At 58.5% G+C, this 15148-nt stretch carries 17 protein-coding genes; 6 read left to right on the top strand and 11 right to left on the bottom strand.

Going from position 1 to position 15148, the window contains the following annotated elements; genetic code table 11:
• Positions 1–2394: efflux RND transporter permease subunit (locus tag SVU69_13000; GenBank protein ID MDY6943914.1), on the top strand; the 2394-nt coding region annotated here is incomplete at its 5' end.
• Between the two features lie 109 nt (positions 2395–2503).
• On the top strand, positions 2504–3712 hold the full coding sequence (gene purT / locus SVU69_13005) for a formate-dependent phosphoribosylglycinamide formyltransferase (protein ID MDY6943915.1): 1209 nt from the start codon (positions 2504–2506) through the stop codon (positions 3710–3712).
• 46 nt (positions 3713–3758) lie between these two features.
• On the opposite strand, the gene SVU69_13010 is transcribed toward purT, so the two are convergent.
• The 5 genes from SVU69_13010 to SVU69_13030 all read right to left on the bottom strand — a co-directional run bounded on the left by SVU69_13010 (position 3759) and on the right by SVU69_13030 (position 6902).
• Positions 3759–4241 (bottom strand): cytochrome c, encoded by a 483-nt coding sequence (locus tag SVU69_13010; protein MDY6943916.1) that lies wholly within the window; start codon positions 4239–4241, stop codon positions 3759–3761.
• 155 nt (positions 4242–4396) lie between these two features.
• Positions 4397–4939 carry a hypothetical protein gene (locus SVU69_13015; protein ID MDY6943917.1) on the bottom strand — a complete coding sequence of 181 codons (543 nt, stop codon included), beginning with the start codon at positions 4937–4939 and terminating at the stop codon, positions 4397–4399.
• Entirely contained in the window at positions 4936–5634 is a 699-nt protein-coding gene (mtnC, locus tag SVU69_13020) for an acireductone synthase (protein MDY6943918.1), read from the bottom strand. Before mtnC ends, SVU69_13015 begins: the two co-directional genes overlap by 4 nt.
• Positions 5634–6254 (bottom strand): methylthioribulose 1-phosphate dehydratase, encoded by a 621-nt coding sequence (locus SVU69_13025; GenBank protein MDY6943919.1) that lies wholly within the window; start codon positions 6252–6254, stop codon positions 5634–5636. Before SVU69_13025 ends, mtnC begins: the two co-directional genes overlap by 1 nt.
• A gap of 51 nt (positions 6255–6305) precedes the next feature.
• Complete coding sequence (locus SVU69_13030; GenBank protein MDY6943920.1) at positions 6306–6902, bottom strand: 2-hydroxychromene-2-carboxylate isomerase; 597 nt, start codon at positions 6900–6902, stop codon at positions 6306–6308.
• A gap of 222 nt (positions 6903–7124) precedes the next feature.
• Between SVU69_13030 and SVU69_13035 the strand changes: the two genes are divergently transcribed.
• Positions 7125–7556 (top strand): DUF3617 family protein, encoded by a 432-nt coding sequence (locus SVU69_13035; GenBank protein ID MDY6943921.1) that lies wholly within the window; start codon positions 7125–7127, stop codon positions 7554–7556.
• Positions 7557–7701: 145 nt separating this feature from the next.
• On the opposite strand, the gene SVU69_13040 is transcribed toward SVU69_13035, so the two are convergent.
• From SVU69_13040 to SVU69_13050, 3 genes are all read right to left on the bottom strand, one after another.
• Positions 7702–8184 carry a peptidylprolyl isomerase gene (locus SVU69_13040; protein ID MDY6943922.1) on the bottom strand — a complete coding sequence of 161 codons (483 nt, stop codon included), beginning with the start codon at positions 8182–8184 and terminating at the stop codon, positions 7702–7704.
• Between the two features lie 103 nt (positions 8185–8287).
• Positions 8288–8887 (bottom strand): ribose ABC transporter permease, encoded by a 600-nt coding sequence (locus tag SVU69_13045; protein MDY6943923.1) that lies wholly within the window; start codon positions 8885–8887, stop codon positions 8288–8290.
• 157 nt (positions 8888–9044) lie between these two features.
• On the bottom strand, positions 9045–10241 hold the full coding sequence (locus SVU69_13050; GenBank protein MDY6943924.1) for an HDOD domain-containing protein: 1197 nt from the start codon (positions 10239–10241) through the stop codon (positions 9045–9047).
• 352 nt (positions 10242–10593) lie between these two features.
• Between SVU69_13050 and SVU69_13055 the strand changes: the two genes are divergently transcribed.
• The 3 genes from SVU69_13055 (at position 10594) to SVU69_13065 (ending at position 12367) form a co-directional block, all read left to right on the top strand.
• On the top strand, positions 10594–11394 hold the full coding sequence (locus SVU69_13055) for a glycoside hydrolase family 16 protein (GenBank protein MDY6943925.1): 801 nt from the start codon (positions 10594–10596) through the stop codon (positions 11392–11394).
• Positions 11395–11866: 472 nt separating this feature from the next.
• Complete coding sequence (locus SVU69_13060; protein MDY6943926.1) at positions 11867–12040, top strand: hypothetical protein; 174 nt, start codon at positions 11867–11869, stop codon at positions 12038–12040.
• Entirely contained in the window at positions 12041–12367 is a 327-nt protein-coding gene (locus tag SVU69_13065) for a hypothetical protein (protein ID MDY6943927.1), read from the top strand.
• 78 nt (positions 12368–12445) lie between these two features.
• Here the strand turns inward: SVU69_13065 and SVU69_13070 are convergent, their stop codons facing one another.
• The 3 genes from SVU69_13070 to SVU69_13080 all read right to left on the bottom strand — a co-directional run bounded on the left by SVU69_13070 (position 12446) and on the right by SVU69_13080 (position 14000).
• Positions 12446–12817, bottom strand: coding sequence for a hypothetical protein (locus SVU69_13070; protein MDY6943928.1), 372 nt, complete (start codon positions 12815–12817; stop codon positions 12446–12448).
• Between the two features lie 122 nt (positions 12818–12939).
• Entirely contained in the window at positions 12940–13548 is a 609-nt protein-coding gene (locus SVU69_13075; GenBank protein ID MDY6943929.1) for a hypothetical protein, read from the bottom strand.
• Between the two features lie 212 nt (positions 13549–13760).
• A complete protein-coding gene (locus tag SVU69_13080) occupies positions 13761–14000 on the bottom strand; it encodes a hypothetical protein (protein ID MDY6943930.1) in 240 nt (79 codons plus the stop codon).
• Between the last annotated feature and the right edge of the window lie 1148 nt (positions 14001–15148).

Here is a 15148-nt window from a genome sequence, read left to right on the forward strand (position 1 = left end):
GAACGCTCGGCGTTCATGGGCTTCGGCCCTGGCTACCACGGCGAAGCGCCGCCCGGACAACGCCGGGCGGCCGTCACCTTGGCCATCGCCAAACAACCCGGACAAAACGCGGTGGATATTACCCGCGCGGTCGAGGCCCAGCTCGCGGCCCTCGAAAACATCGCCATCCCTGCCGGCGTGCATCTCAGCATCACCCGCAACTACGGTGAAACCGCGCAAGATAAAGCCAACAAGCTCATCAGCAAGCTCCTGTTTGCCACCGGCGCGGTCATTGCGCTGGTGCTGCTGACCCTGGGCTGGCGCGAAGCGATCATTGTCGGCAGCGCGGTGGTCATTACGCTGCTGATCACTTTATTCGCTTCCTGGGCCTGGGGCTTCACCATCAACCGCGTATCGCTGTTCGCGCTGATCTTCTCCATCGGGATTCTGGTGGACGACGCCATCGTGGTGGTGGAAAACATTCACCGCCGGATGGCCCTGGAGGATCGCCCGCTGTTGGACGTCATTCCCGAAGCCGTGGACGAGGTCGGCGGCCCCACCATTCTGGCGACCTTTACGGTCATCGCCGCCCTCATGCCCATGGCCTTCGTCAGCGGCTTGATGGGCCCTTATATGAGCCCCATTCCCATCAACGCCAGCATGGGCATGTTCATCTCGCTGGCGGTGGCGTTCGTGGTCACTCCCTGGTTAGCGCGACGGCTGCTCCGCCATTCCGGCGGTTCGCATACCGCCGAGTCGCAAGATCAAGCCACGCATACCTGGTCGTACCGCTTGTTCAGCCGGATGCTGCGGCCATTTCTTCGAGAAAACGCTGGCCGTGGACCGCGATGGGCACTGACCGCCGCGGTCATGGTGCTCATGGTCTCCGCGCTCAGCCTGCCGTACTTTCAGTTGGTGGTGCTCAAGATGCTGCCGCTGGATAACAAATCCGAACTACAGCTGGTCATCGACATGCCCGAGGGCACCCCCGTCGAGCAGACCCAACGGGTACTCTCAGCCTTAGGCGATCACCTGGAAACCGTCCCGGAAGTGACTCACTTCCAGATGTATGCCGGGACTTCCGCACCGATCAACTTCAACGGCCTAGTCCGGCAATACTACTTACGCCAGGAACCACATCAGGGGGATATTCAGGTCAACCTGATGGATAAACATCACCGCGATCGCTCCAGCCACCAGATCGCCTTGGCCATGCGTCCGCAACTGCAAGAAATTGGCCGACGCTACGACGCCAACGTGAAGGTGGTCGAGGTCCCGCCGGGACCACCGGTGCTGGCACCCATCGTGGCGGAAGTCTATGGCGCCGGCCACAGCCGGCAGCTGGAAACCGCTCGGGCCTTGCGCAATGCCTTCGAGCAGACACCCGACATTGTCGATGTCGATGACACCTTAGAGTCCCCCATGACCAAGCGGTTGTTCCGTGTCGATCGGCAAAAGGCAGCCTTGCTGGGTGTGCCGCACGCCGCCATCGTCGCAGCCATCACCACGGCGACGGGCGGCGAGGACATCACCTACCTGCACGACGAATACGTCAAGTACGCACTCCCGGTTCGCCTGGAGTTTGCCGAAGGGGACAAACGGGATTTGGAAACCCTACTGCAACTGCGCGTACGGAGCCGAAGCGGCGCCTTGATCCCCTTGAGCGATGTGGTTCAAGTGGTTGAGAGCCAGCGGGAACAAACCCTTTACCACAAGGACCTGCTGCCCGTTATCTATGTCACCGGCGACATGGCCGGTGAAGTCGATAGCCCGCTCTACGGCATGTTTCAGCTTGTGGGCGAGATAAACGATGCCGGCCTTGATGGTCGCCCGATGGAGCAGCTTTTCACCCGCCAACCCACCTTGGCGGTGAGCGACGCCATCAAGTGGGACGGCGAATGGCAAATCACCTATGAGACATTCCGGGATATGGGCATTGCCTATGCGGTGGGGGTAATCCTGATTTACCTGCTGGTGGTGGGCCAGTTCCGCTCGTATGCCGTACCGCTGGTCATCATGGCCCCCATTCCCCTGACCATGATCGGGATCTTCCCGGGGCATACGCTCTTCGGCGCCCAGTTCACCGCCACCTCCATGATCGGCATGATGGCCTTGGCCGGCATTATTGTCCGCAACTCCATCTTGCTCGTGGACTTCATTAACCAACAAAGCGCCAGCGGCGTGTCGTTCGAAGAAGCGGTGATTCGTTCCGGCGCCGTCCGCGCCAAGCCGATTGTGCTCACAGCCGTGGCCGCCACCACAGGCGCGTTCTTTATTCTGGACGATCCGATCTTCAGCGGTCTGGCCGTGTCGCTGATCAGCGGCATCGCCGTGTCCACGGCCCTCACACTCATCGTGATTCCGGTGATGTACTACGCCTTTTTCCGCCCCCGAGCGGCAGCCGGCAGCGAGTAAGCGACCCGCGACGGTCAGGCGGGCTGATGACCCGCCGGCCGGTGCGCTATGATGCCGGAACGCAATCGGCCGCCCAGGCCGGCTCAGGGACACGAAAAAAGGACACACCATGACGGACGCGTGCATCGGGACGCCGTTATCGCCGGTCGCTACCCGCGTGATGCTCCTAGGCGCCGGTGAACTCGGCAAAGAAGTGGTCATCGAGCTACAACGGCTGGGTGTGGAAGTGATCGCCGTCGATCGCTACGCCAATGCGCCGGCCATGCAAGTGGCGCATCGTTGGCACGTCATCAACATGCTGGACGCAAAAGCCCTGCGCGCGGTGGTGGAACAGGAGCAGCCTGAGCTCATCGTGCCGGAAATCGAAGCCATCGCAACCGACGCCCTGGTGGCCCTGGAACAAGAAGGCTACCGCGTCATTCCCACGGCGCGGGCGACCCGGCTGACCATGAACCGCGAAGGCATCCGCCGCCTGGCAGCGGAGGAATTGAACCTAAGAACCTCCCCCTATCGCTTTGCGGACACGCGGGAGGCCTTCGACGACGCGATCCAAGCGGTCGGGATGCCGTGCGTGGTCAAGCCGATCATGTCCTCTTCCGGTAAAGGACAAAGCCTGATCCGCACGGCGGCGGATATCGAACCGGCGTGGAACTACGCCCAGGCGGGTGGCCGGGCCGGTCAAGGCCGGGTGATCGTGGAGGGATTTGTGGATTTCGACTACGAAATCACCCTGCTCACGGTCCGTTATCGCGATTCGGACGGTGAGATCCAAACCCGCTACTGCGACCCCATCGGCCATCGGCAGATGGGGGGCGATTATGTGGAATCCTGGCAACCGCAACCGATGAAACCGGCAGCGCTGGAGGAATCGCGGCGCCATGCCAAAGCCATTACGGATGCCCTCGGTGGGCTCGGCGTATTCGGCGTGGAGCTGTTCATCAAAGGGGAGCATGTGTGGTTCAGCGAAGTCTCACCGCGCCCACACGATACCGGACTGGTGACGTTAATCTCGCAAGATCTCTCGGAGTTTGCCCTACACGCCCGGGCCATACTCGGTCTGCCAGTACCCGCGATTCGTCAGTTCGGGCCTTGTGCTTCGGCGGTGATCAAAGTCACCGCCCACAGCGACCGGCTCCGTTACGGTAATCTGCACGCGGCGCTGGCCCAGGTCGATACCCAACTGCGCTTGTTCGGCAAGCCGGAAGTTCAGGGCACCCGGCGCATGGGCGTCGCCCTGGCGCGCGCGGAAACCCTGGACGCCGCACGGCACAAAGCCCAAGCTGCGGCCGGTCAGGTGACGATCGACAGCTCCGCTTGAACCGGCTCAAGCGGAGCACACCCTCGGCGGCCGCTATCGCGGGAATTTACCAGAACGTGCGATACCACAGATGACAGGATCGACAGGACGCCGCGGCCTCTTTGAACGCAGCCTGGGTGGCGGCCAGATCGTCAACTCCGGCCGCCTGCTCCATGTCCACCAGGGCTGTCTCCAAGCGCTCGAGCCGCTGGCTAAAGTCTTCCCACTCGCGCCAGATCATCCGCCGGGCGCGGGTCTCGCCCTCACTGGAACCCGGCGGGAATGCGGCCGGCAGGGATTGCACCGTCTCAACCAGACCGGCAGCCCGTTGCTGCACCTGCGGTAGCGCCCCGGCGCCACCGGATTTGAGCAGATCCGCCACTTCTTCCAGATCGTCGCTGATTTTCTCGTACGCTTGGTGGCGAAACTCGATCGCCGCTTGCGGCGTGGCGAACGTTTGGGCCGAGACCACCCAGACAGGAACCATCAAGGCCGCCCCCAGCATCAAAAATCCAGCGCGTAAGGCCTTGTTCCATCGGCGACCGTTCATTTAATCCTCCTCAACACCGAATCGGGTTTACTTGAGGCTTGGAGCCTTTCCCTCGCGCGTGCGGTAAACCCATGCGGTGAAGGTAGTCCACACCAGCGCCATACACCAGCGTATGCCGGCCGAAGACTTCAGTGCACAGCAACACCTCGGCCGGTTTAGACGTCCAACAACGGAAATCGATCGGCGATGTCGCTGCCGGTGAATTGGGCCACCCAGCCTTCCGGATTGTTGAACAAGCGAATGGCGGTAAAACGCGGCGCCGGACCCATGTCAAACCAATGCGGCGTATTGGCGGGCACGCTGATGAGATCGTTCCGGCAACACAACACCGAATACACCCGCTGGCCGATGTGCAGATTGAACAGACCTTGCCCGGCAACGAAAAACCGCACTTCATCCTCACCGTGGGTATGCTCGCTGAGGAATTTTTCCCGCAGCGCGACCCGTTGCGGGTGGTCCGGCACCATATGGACCACATCGTAACTTTGATATCCGGCCTCATTGATCAGCCGATCGATTTCCGGCTGATAGGCGCTGAGAATCGCCTCATCGGAGGCGCCCTCGATGTCGGCCGTGGCGGACCAGCGTTCGAAACGAACGCCCACGGCCGCCAGTTCGCTGCCGATGGTCTGGCCGTCTTCGGTAACCATCAAGGTCTTATCCGAGTTGTCTTCCGGGTAAATTCGAAGTGTCGTCACGAAAAAGCCTCCCCTTCCGCCATGATCTGCGTGAAGTCCTTCGCCGTGGGGTGGTGGTCGCTGGGCACAGTGCCCTCGCGAACCAGCTGACAGGTTTGCCATCCGGCCTCACGCGCGGCATCCAACTCCGCTTCGGAATCGGACAAAAACAAGATCTCTGCCGGCGCCACATTGATCGCCTGGCCAATGCGCCGATAGCTTTCGGCTTCTTTCTTGGCACCCACGCGGGTATCGAAATAGCCTTGAAACCAACCGGTGAGATCGCCGGCGCTGCTGTGGCCGAACAACAACCGCTGGGCCGCCTCGGAACCCGACGAATAGATATACAGCGGGATACCCCGTTCCTTCCACTGACGCAACACTGACACGGCATCGGGGTAGACATGCCCTTGATAATCGCCCCGCTCATAGCCCTCGCGCCAGATCAAACCTTGCAGCGCTTTCAGCGGGGTGATTTTTCGGTCCTGCTCGATCCATTCAAGGAGCTGACGGATTACCGCATCGGTATCGGCTTTGGGGTCGCCCATCTCAGCTCGGGTTTGAGCCAGGGCCTCGGCCACGGCGGGCTCGGCTTGGCGATCCCGCACAAAATCTGCCAGCCGCTTGGCCGAATAGGGGAACAGCACCTGATGAACAAAGGCAATGTCGGTGGTCGTGCCTTCAATGTCGGTGACAATGGCCTGAATTTTCTTCATTAGCGCGCTAATTGACGATGTTGCAGATCACAAGCCAGGAGAAATTCCCAGCCCTCCACATGACGACGGGCCTCGGCCACGTCACGGCCCCACGCATAAAGCCCGTGGCCGCGAACCAGGAAACCACAACGACCTTGCAGCTCGGCCCATCGGCGCTCGAGCTGCCGCGCGAGATGCGGCATATCCTGGGTGTTATCGAATACCGGCAAATTCAACGACTGCTCGTGACTGCGCATACCGCGAATGGACTTTTGCATCTCATAGCCGGTGAATACGATCACATCTTCGCCCACCAGGCGGGAGAGCACCGTCGCCGCCACGGAATGGGTATGAATCACCGCGCCCACTTCAGGGTCGGCACGATACAAAGCCAGATGCACTTCGGTTTCGGCGGACGGCTTCTGGGTATTGTCCAAGGGCACACCCGACAAACCGATCGCCATGAAGTCGTCCTCGGTTAGCCGTCCCTTGTCGCGCCCGGAGACGGTCACCAAACAATCACCCGGCCCGGTGCGTAAGGACAAATTTCCACCGGTGGCGGGGAACAGTCCCCGCCGCCCCAGATCGTGAGCGGCGGAAATGAGTTCCGGCAGTGATAAGAGAGATGGGCTTATGGACATCGTTGAGCGATCATACAGGGACGGCCGAAGAGGCAAAAGATGTCCTTCAGATCAGCGGTTGGCACCCAGTACATGGTAGATCAACGGTAGGCGATCATTGCCCCAGAACAACTGCTCGCCAACAAAGAACGTCGGTGCGCCGAAAGCACCTCGCTCAACGGCCTCTTCGGTATTCCGACGTAGGCGATCTTTGGCTTCCTGTTCACCCGCCCGGGCGACTAGGGCCTCGCCGTCCAGTCCCGCAGCACTGGCGATTTCTGCCACCAACCCCGGCTGACTGATATCTTCCCCGCGCTCCCAGTGCGCCGCGAACAAACCCAGTGCGTAGGCTTCCAGTTTGTCGGCGTCCTCGATCAAGGTCGCGCCGCGCATCGCCAACAAGGTATTGGCGGGAAAACTGGACGGAAAAGCGAACGGCACATCGTAATACGCCGCCCAGGTTTGCAAGTCACGCGGCATGTACTTGGCCTTCGCGGGCAAATTGGCCGGCGGCTGATTCCTCGTCGCCTTGAACACCCCCCCAAGCAAGAACGGTCGCCAACGGACTTCCGCACCTGTTTGCGCCTTCAGCTTGGCCATTTGCGTTGCGGCGAGGTAAGTGTAAGGGCTCACCACATCCCAAAAAAACTCGACTACTTTCTCTGTCATCCAATGCCTCCTTGCAGGCGCAGTCCCCGAATCCGTCGCCGTCATCAACCGACACTGCATTGAAGGCTAGGTCAGAGACATCACCGAGACAAGCGAAACCGGCCGGTCCTATGATCCGCGTATTCAAATGCCAGCGCATTCTGGCGGCCGTGACGAAAATCGCGCACAATCGATTGCACCAGCGATCGACCGCTCAACGTCAACTATCAAAGGGGAACCGTCATGTCGCACCACCCAAGCCGGATCGTTCGATCGGGGCTCCTCACTGTGCTTCTTTTGATGGCCGCCAACGCCCATGCCGAAACCATCAAGGTCAAGCCCGGCAAGTGGCAAGTGGAAAGCACCAGCAGCAACCCGTTTACCGGAGACCGGAAGTACAGCAATACCCAATGCATCGAGAAGGAAGAATTCGATCCCGCCAAAGAGATGGCGAAATCCGCAGAATGCAAGTTGCTGTCCCATGACATCAAAGGCAACACCATGAACTGGACCATGTCTTGCAACACGGAAGGCGTGGTGATGACCGCCAAAGGCCACTTTCAATCGAAAGGCGACACGGCCAGCGGCGAAATGACCATGAACGCGGACATGGGCGGTCAGCCGTTTACCATGAAAATGACTTGGAACGGAAAGCGGATCGGCGACTGCAACTGATCATCGCCCGTGAACAAACGAACGGACCCGATTCGGGTCCGTTCGTGTTTCTGCTACCACCCGCTCCGGCCGGAGACAGCGATATGGCCTGCCGGGGAAGAGAGCGTTTGTTGGGTGTTTGAGGATCAGAAAACCTCAAGCTGCCTCAGTGATGGGCGTCGCCGGGTCCGTGGACGTGGCCGTGACTCAGTTCTTCATCCGTGGCGTCACGGACATCCATAATTTCCACGTCGAAAGTGAGGGCCTCACCAGCCAAGGGGTGGTTGGCATCGATCATCACTGCATCAGCGCTAACCTGCGTAACGGTCACAATCTGCGCGCCATCAGGCCCTTCAGCCCGAAATTGCATGCCCGGCTGAATTTCATCCACACCCTGAAATGCATCTCGCGGCACTTCTTGCACCAACTCGTCATGGCGCACACCGTAGGCGTCTTCCGGGTCGATCCGCACGTTCAGAGAATCCCCGGCGGCCTTGCCGAGCAGCTCCTGCTCCAAGCCTTTAATGATATTTCCCACGCCGTGGAGGTACGCAAGCGGTTCCCCGCTTCGGGATGAGTCGAGCACATCGCCCGCATCGTTGGTGAGCGTGTAATGAATGGATACGACCGTGCGATCAGCAACTACCATAATGCACCCCCCGGGGGTCTTGAGATTAAACCGCCATGGTATCGGACTAACGGCCCAATGTCAGGCCGCCCCAATCCCACGAAGCCAAGTACACTAGGAACAGTTATAGCGAACGCGCGAAGTCCGGCTTGATCCCGCGACAGTGGTAAACCCCGCCCGGTGGCAAATTGGCGAGCACCAATTCAAACTCCACCTGCCTGAACAAACGACGATACATACTTAGGTAAACCCAGGGCATGACGGTGATCTGATTGAAGATCGGGTCGTTGGGGAGGCTCGCAAACCATTCGAGCACCGGCAGTACGACCTCGCGCGGCAGGCTGGGTGTCGGCAAACCGCTGAGAACGACATCAACCCGGTCGATACCCCGCTGGGCCAGCAACGCCCGCAGATTGGTGACATCGGCCTCAATCACCTCGGCCTGCGGAGCGACTTGGCGGGCGACCGCAGCGAATTCCGGATCCTGTTCAATGGCGATCAAGTGGCTTTCAGGATGCATACGCGCTGCCGCGACGGCGGTCACCGGCCCCATGCCGGCACCCAGCTCCACGATCACCTGCGGAAGGCGGGGGTCAATCCCGTAACACTCAGCGAGCGCCAAAGCTCTACTGGATGGCGTAAGGGCAGCCACACGCCGGCCTTGTTGGATGAGCTTACGGGCGTGAAGCAAGATATGAGAGGTCGGGGGGGAAGATGATTTCACGAAGACGACTGCCCTGGTTGAATCGGCAGATCAGGTAGCCCCGCAGAAAGCGTCGGAGCGGCGAAGCACTGCCGGCAAGTTCATCAGCCGTTGTTGTAACCAAAATTTCATGACGAATTCCACCGCAGAAGTGGGAAACAATCCGGACGCCGAGCCGCTACATCAGCGCGCCCACGTCCCGCGCCCAATCGATGGCCGCCAAATAGGCCTGCGTGCATTCATCGATTGATAACGCGTCGAAACCGGCGGCTTCCCGGTTGCCATTTTCGTAGGCGATGACGCAGCCCAGGGCACGGCCCAACTCACCCTGGCGGGACAACAAGGCCATTTTGATGTTCGCGCTGAGCGGTAACGGCTCAACCAGGGTATGCAACGGCTGATCCAGCAAGGCATCAAGGGCGGAGAACATGCCGACCGTAAAATAGCTTTCAGGGGCTTGACGATGCGCGCGAATCGCCAACTCCTCGCACATGCGGGCCCGAATCAAACTGAGTTGAATCAACTCCGGCGTACGGTGATTCAACTGGCAAAGCGCGATCATCGACACCCAGGCTGCCAGCCGTTGCCGGCCCAGCATGACAATCGCCTGACTGACCGATTCGACCTCCCTCGGCAACCCGAAAAAAGCCGAGTTGACGACCCGCAGCAGTTTGTAGCTCAGATTCAAATCTTGATTGATCAGGCGCTCTAGGCTTTTGGTTTCGGTTTCCGGATGCTGCACCGCCGCCAGCAAACGCATGACTGTCCCCCAGTTGGCGGGCAAAGCTTGCCCCCGAACCACCCGCGGGCGCCCGAGAAAGAACCCCTGAACGTAGTCGAAGCCGATCTCTCGCATATGGTCGTATTCGGCGAGTGACTCGACTTTTTCCGCGAGCAAGTACTGGCCGCTCTTAGAGAGCATTTTCAGGTGTCGCTCCAGGCTGTTGGCGGGGTGGCGGCGAACATCCACCTTGATGATATCCACCAGAGAGCGCATGGCGCGATAATTCTTGCCGAAGGCCAGGTCCGACATGGCGACAACAAACCCCTTGTCGGACAAGTGCTGCAACACCTCCAACACTTTGGGGTGCTGCGGAAAGCGACACGGCAAATCCAGAATCATCTGCTCCGGTTCGATATCCAATTGAACCAGTCGGGGAAGAATAGCGGCCGTGACGTTAATCACCGCTTTGCGGCCGCTGACGAGCCGATCCAATCCCAGCTCAACGAAAGCGTTCACCAGAACTTGTGAGGTGGCACGTGTTGGATCCACGTCCCGAACGGAGTGATCGGCCGCGCGAAAAAGCAGCTCGTAAGCGTAGACACCCAGCTGGTTGTTGAAAACTGGTTGTCGCGCGACAAAGACGTTTTGCATCGCTTAGGACGCACTTATTCCCAAATAATTGAAGTTGAGGCCCATCAACCAAAAAGTCGTCCTCAAGCGCAAAAGCTTTAGATGCTCGAGTCGGAGCATCCCACAAGCGCCTCTCATTAGCGTCCCGCGATAACGGTTATAGGGCCCAATTGAGACGAATCCGGCTCGATGAGAAATACAGGGCGACTTAAGAACCGCTCAGCAGCGGCCGATAAAAACATTCCACATAACCATCAAACGGGTGGATGCGAGAACCTGCCCCCGCAGGGCCCGCGCGGGAGCATCGAAACCACGATTTGCATGCTCCGTCACCCGCGTGCTTGTTCATTAAACATGCTGTAGGTGAGTGCGAATGCGAGGGAGACACTTCAAAGCCATAGTGCGCGTGGCTATGGCCCTTTTGACCTTAACGCTGGCGATACCCCAGACCCACGCCGCCGAATGCGACGGGCAGGCAGGCTACTTCAGTGAAGACTTCCGGTCCACCCGGTCCTTTGCGGAAAACTGGAAGACCTATTTCACCCTTCGGGAAGTCTCCGGCGGAACACGGCTCATGCCCCAGTTAGTCGATTTTCGGCCCGCAGGTGAAGGCATGGTGCGGTTTAAGACCTGGGCAAGTTTCAGCTCCCAAATCGGCACTCAATGCGACAATTTCCACTTCGGCCGCTATCGCTTTGTGGCGAAGGTGACCGACACGACCACGCTGCCCCTCAAGCAGGGTGTAGTGTTCGGCTTGTTTCTGTTCCGGGACCGGCGCCCGCAAGACCCGAACAACGAGATCGACATCGAATTCACCACCCGGCTGAAACAAGAGCTCACCACTGACTCGGTCAACTTCTTCACCCACACCGCAACGGGGATGACCGCGCCCCGACGGGGCGCCGCGCCACTGGCGCAATCCGATTGCGAATTCGGCGAGCGGTGCACCTTTGAGTTCGACTGGACACAACGGAAGATCGACTTTTACGTCAACGGCAACAGCGTTCGAACCATCTACGGCGAAAACGTCGTGCCCCAGCAACCCGGGGAGGTTCGGATTATGCTGTGGTCAGGGAACAAAGACTTCGGCGGCAACCACCCTTGGCGACCCGTGTCTTACGACTTGTATGAGTTCACTTACGAACCCTACAACTTGAGACGCGGCCGACGCTAGATTGTGGGCCAAGCAACGCGTCAGTTCATGGCTGGCGGAATGGTCAGGGACCGATGAGGATCATTTGGCGCGTTCTACTGCTGGTCGGTTTGGCTTTTTTTGGCCTGGTGGCCGACACCTGGATTGGCGGGCGGCGCCATCGCCTTGGGTTATGGTGTGCTCGGCAGCGGGATGACGGCCGCCTTGGGAGTCATGCTCGGTCTTTCGTTGCGTGATAAAAGACTGCGCGATGTCGCCGTGGCCGTATTCGCGCCCGCACTCGGTCTGTTTATCGCTCTAGTGGTGTTGGCATACCGGGGCGGTCAACGCACCGCAAGACATGCGCCTTTCTCAGTTCTCGCCCGCGCTGAGCGGTACCGGTGGATTCAAACCCTCCGAGGCGGACTGACCGCCCGCGGATGCCTCGGAGCGCGGCGCGCTGAAGATCGCCGATATAGGGCCGGCCGATTTGAAGCCGGGCGAGCAAGCACGCATGAATGACCTCAAGTTCGAGGCCTGCCTGAGTTGGCCCAAAACGGCGGAGGAAATTCGTGCCGCGGCGAATGCCGCCAACCCGTTTTTTGTGGATGAGAAAAAAGAGATCATTTTCAGTTGCGGCCTGGATGCATCCGAGTACCGGCTGAGCGCCTGGGCAATTCCGCACTAGTTGTCCGGCGATTTGAACGGCGACGACGCCTTTGACAATGTGGTAACCATCTCCCGTATCGCGGACCAACGCAAAGGCGACGCCGTTTGCCGCGCCGGCACGTACCTTTCCCTCGTCGGCTACGGCCTGGCCGCACATCAGCCGCTAAAACCCGGTTACTACACGTTGGCCGATTCTCTGGATAAGGTGGAGTTTTGGGAGTTGCGCCAAAACGATCAGCGACGGGACGAGTTGGTGATCGGGCAAGTGGAAAAATCTGAAGTGGCCATTTTCTGGAAGCATTCCGGCGTTAAACATCGGCGCCTTTGGCGCTTTGTCGAGCCCTAGGCCAAGCTTTTGCCGCTTGCCGTCTTACTGGCCCGGCCCGGTCTTCGGTGGCCTCGTAGTGGTGGTATTTCGGGCTCGCTAGCCGGATGACCATCCGTCGCAAACGAGATGCACAATGGCCGCCGGGCCGGCGACCCAAAAGCCCTGAAAGCCTTCCGGCAAGGGTTCGATCTCATCACACCGCACCACCCCTGCCGCCTTGAGGTGAGCAGCCGCCGCGGCCACATCGTTGGTCACGATTTCAAACCAAGTTTCCGCTTGCCCGAGACCTGAAACGCGATCGATCCATAATCGGTTCTCCCCGAATTCAAAACCCACATCCGGCAGATTATTGGTGATCTCCGGCAGACCGATGACATCCCGATAGAACTGAACCGTGGCCTCATACAAATGCGACGGCACCTTCATGGCGATATTGCGGCCGGCGCGAAACGTGAGTTCCTTGGCCATAAGCACATTCCCCTTCTCGTTGTCCCTTTTGATCGACCCGTGCCCCCACTGCGCGACGGGTTGGTGGGGCGATGGATCTACGATTAAAGCGCAGTTCGCATGACCCTGCCGGCGCCTTTTGCTTAGCCAAACACGCTGTCTATTTCTGATTGAAGTTGCTTTTTGGCGTCCAATTGGAGCGGCAAGCCGTGAGCCGCCACGATCGCGTCGAAATCAAGGTTCACAAGGCGCTCAAAGTCCCCCTTCAGAGAGCCGCCTTTTGGGGTGACGCGTTTAATCCAGGGCGGTCCGATGTTGATGCCCGTCTTGAAGCCCAGCAGTTTGAAGACAACTTTCGACAACCCACTGAAGTAGCTCCAATCCGGATGATACTGAACGCTATCGGTTGTAATCAGGAGCTTATGGTCCTTAACAAGCAAAGCTGCTTCGGGGTACTTGGCGGTCTGGAAAATGAAAAATTTGGAGTTTGGGAAGGGGCTGACGGTGTCGGGGCCTATTTCGTTTGTCGGGCTGGGTTGCTTGTAGGTTTCCTGGCCGCTCTGCGCCCAAAACAAACACCGATACCGGTCGAGGAAAAAGGCATCATCCAGACCATGAAAATCTCCCAGCCGCATGATGTGTCTGACTGTGCCCAGTGCGTCCAAGGCGGCCAGGCCCTGTTCATCCATCCGTACCGGGTTAATCAGGATCAATTCTGAACCGTTTTGGAGAATGACCATATTGCGGTTCATGCGCACACCCGGACCGATTTTGATACTCCCATGCAGAAAGTACACACCAGGATAGAGCTTAGCGATGGGATCATGCGGATATGCGGGCGGGTACATGGCTTACCTTGTCTGGGCGACTCGGTGGATAACTCGAACGGGTCGCCATATGTGCGGTGTGGAGGGGTTAAAAATTATCGCGCGGCCGTCTCGACAACGCAAAAAACGACGCCGCGCTAGGCAACAGAGACTTTCCCGGCACCGGCGGCGTAGGCAAGCTCCAATAGAACCTTTTCCTCTATCTCCGACAAGCCACCCTCGTTCAACTCCATGGCACGAACGATGAGGTGAGGTTTGGGTTTGAACCAGCCTAGAACGCCAACTTTCAGCAATCCGCTCCGTAGACAATCCTCTGCCGGTTTAAAGTAACCGATGAGGATACGGCTGCCTCGATAAGGTACTTCGGGTGTTGACACATATATCCGACTTGGTCCGACGAGCTCCATGCGATCGGTGAACACCCTGACCTCGATCTTCATTTTCTTGAAATAGCTAACGACAACATGGAAAAAGGCCCTTCAATAACAATTATGGAACATCATGAAATGATCTTTCATGGCCACCCTAGGCGTTTACCGCACTCGAATAAATAATGACTGTAAAAAGCAGCCACCAGCAAACCGTGAAAACACTCATGAGAACTGAGTTTCTTACATAAGCCGGGACACTATTCGAGCGAAGAATATACCAGCAAAAGCATAGTTGCGGGGCCAGCGTCACAAAAACCAAAGGACCGAGTTTCCATACAGTGCCCCCACCTTGCGCCCCTAACTCATATCCGACCAAAACATAAGAAAATAGCGTAAACAGTAGAAACGCTATCGAGATAATAAAACTGGTGTATCTACGCTTCGTTGAAACAACATTGGAGTTCCACTCCGATACAAAATTTTGGATAGCTTGTTCAAACGTCTTGTTCATAGCCGCACATAACTATTGACTCGACGGAAACGGAGAATGACGAAGCGCGGTGCTGCGGTGAAATAGCGCCATGTGGCCGGTGTTCGTAGGCAACCGACCACCCCCCTCTAAGCGCGGCGTATCGGCGCAGTGAAGTAAGACGCCACCACGAAGATCAACAAACCCAATCCCAAAGAGGCAATGGCCGTTTTCAAACTGAACCCACCGAGAAACTTTCCCAAAAGGTACCCACCCGTTGAGCCCAAACCCAGTGAAAACCACATGCTGGCACCACCCCGCATGGAGATGATCGATTGGCAATGAGGACACGTAAGTGCATTTGTCTCGGAGAACGTGAGCCTCTGCCAGACCAAATTAAAAAAGGGCAGCGTTCTTATACAGAAAGGACAGGTTTTCATGACGCCCTCGCCTTTTAGCTGTGAAACGGATGCGGGATCACGGGGCCACAACCACGGCCTTATCGAAGCAAACCACGGTGTACTCAAGGCGATCTAACGACCGACCTTGAACCACGCCAGGGCTGCGGCGAGTTGCTCGGCGTCCTGCCGCAGTTGATGGGCCGCGTCGGCCACACGATCATTGGATTTCTCGAGATCTTCCGCCACCCGATAGATTTCCTTGGTGTTCTCGTGGATCTGTTGGG

Source organism: Pseudomonadota bacterium (genome assembly GCA_034189865.1).
In the GTDB taxonomy this organism is placed as follows: domain Bacteria; phylum Pseudomonadota; class Gammaproteobacteria; order UBA5335; family UBA5335; genus JAXHTV01.

What these genes read in the sequence shown, in the direction of transcription:
- purT (MDY6943915.1), top strand. Translation starts at nt 2,504, where the DNA reads ATGACGGACGCGTGCATCGGGACGCCGTTATCGCCGGTCGCTACCCGC.
- SVU69_13010 (MDY6943916.1), bottom strand. Translation starts at nt 4,241, where the DNA reads ATGAACGGTCGCCGATGGAACAAGGCCTTACGCGCTGGATTTTTGATG.
- mtnC (MDY6943918.1), bottom strand. Translation starts at nt 5,634, where the DNA reads ATGAAGAAAATTCAGGCCATTGTCACCGACATTGAAGGCACGACCACC.
- SVU69_13025 (MDY6943919.1), bottom strand. Translation starts at nt 6,254, where the DNA reads ATGTCCATAAGCCCATCTCTCTTATCACTGCCGGAACTCATTTCCGCC.
- SVU69_13030 (MDY6943920.1), bottom strand. Translation starts at nt 6,902, where the DNA reads ATGACAGAGAAAGTAGTCGAGTTTTTTTGGGATGTGGTGAGCCCTTAC.
- SVU69_13035 (MDY6943921.1), top strand. Translation starts at nt 7,125, where the DNA reads ATGTCGCACCACCCAAGCCGGATCGTTCGATCGGGGCTCCTCACTGTG.
- SVU69_13040 (MDY6943922.1), bottom strand. Translation starts at nt 8,184, where the DNA reads ATGGTAGTTGCTGATCGCACGGTCGTATCCATTCATTACACGCTCACC.
- SVU69_13050 (MDY6943924.1), bottom strand. Translation starts at nt 10,241, where the DNA reads ATGCAAAACGTCTTTGTCGCGCGACAACCAGTTTTCAACAACCAGCTG.
- SVU69_13055 (MDY6943925.1), top strand. Translation starts at nt 10,594, where the DNA reads ATGCGAGGGAGACACTTCAAAGCCATAGTGCGCGTGGCTATGGCCCTT.
- SVU69_13060 (MDY6943926.1), top strand. Translation starts at nt 11,867, where the DNA reads ATGAATGACCTCAAGTTCGAGGCCTGCCTGAGTTGGCCCAAAACGGCG.
- SVU69_13070 (MDY6943928.1), bottom strand. Translation starts at nt 12,817, where the DNA reads ATGGCCAAGGAACTCACGTTTCGCGCCGGCCGCAATATCGCCATGAAG.
- SVU69_13075 (MDY6943929.1), bottom strand. Translation starts at nt 13,548, where the DNA reads ATGAACCGCAATATGGTCATTCTCCAAAACGGTTCAGAATTGATCCTG.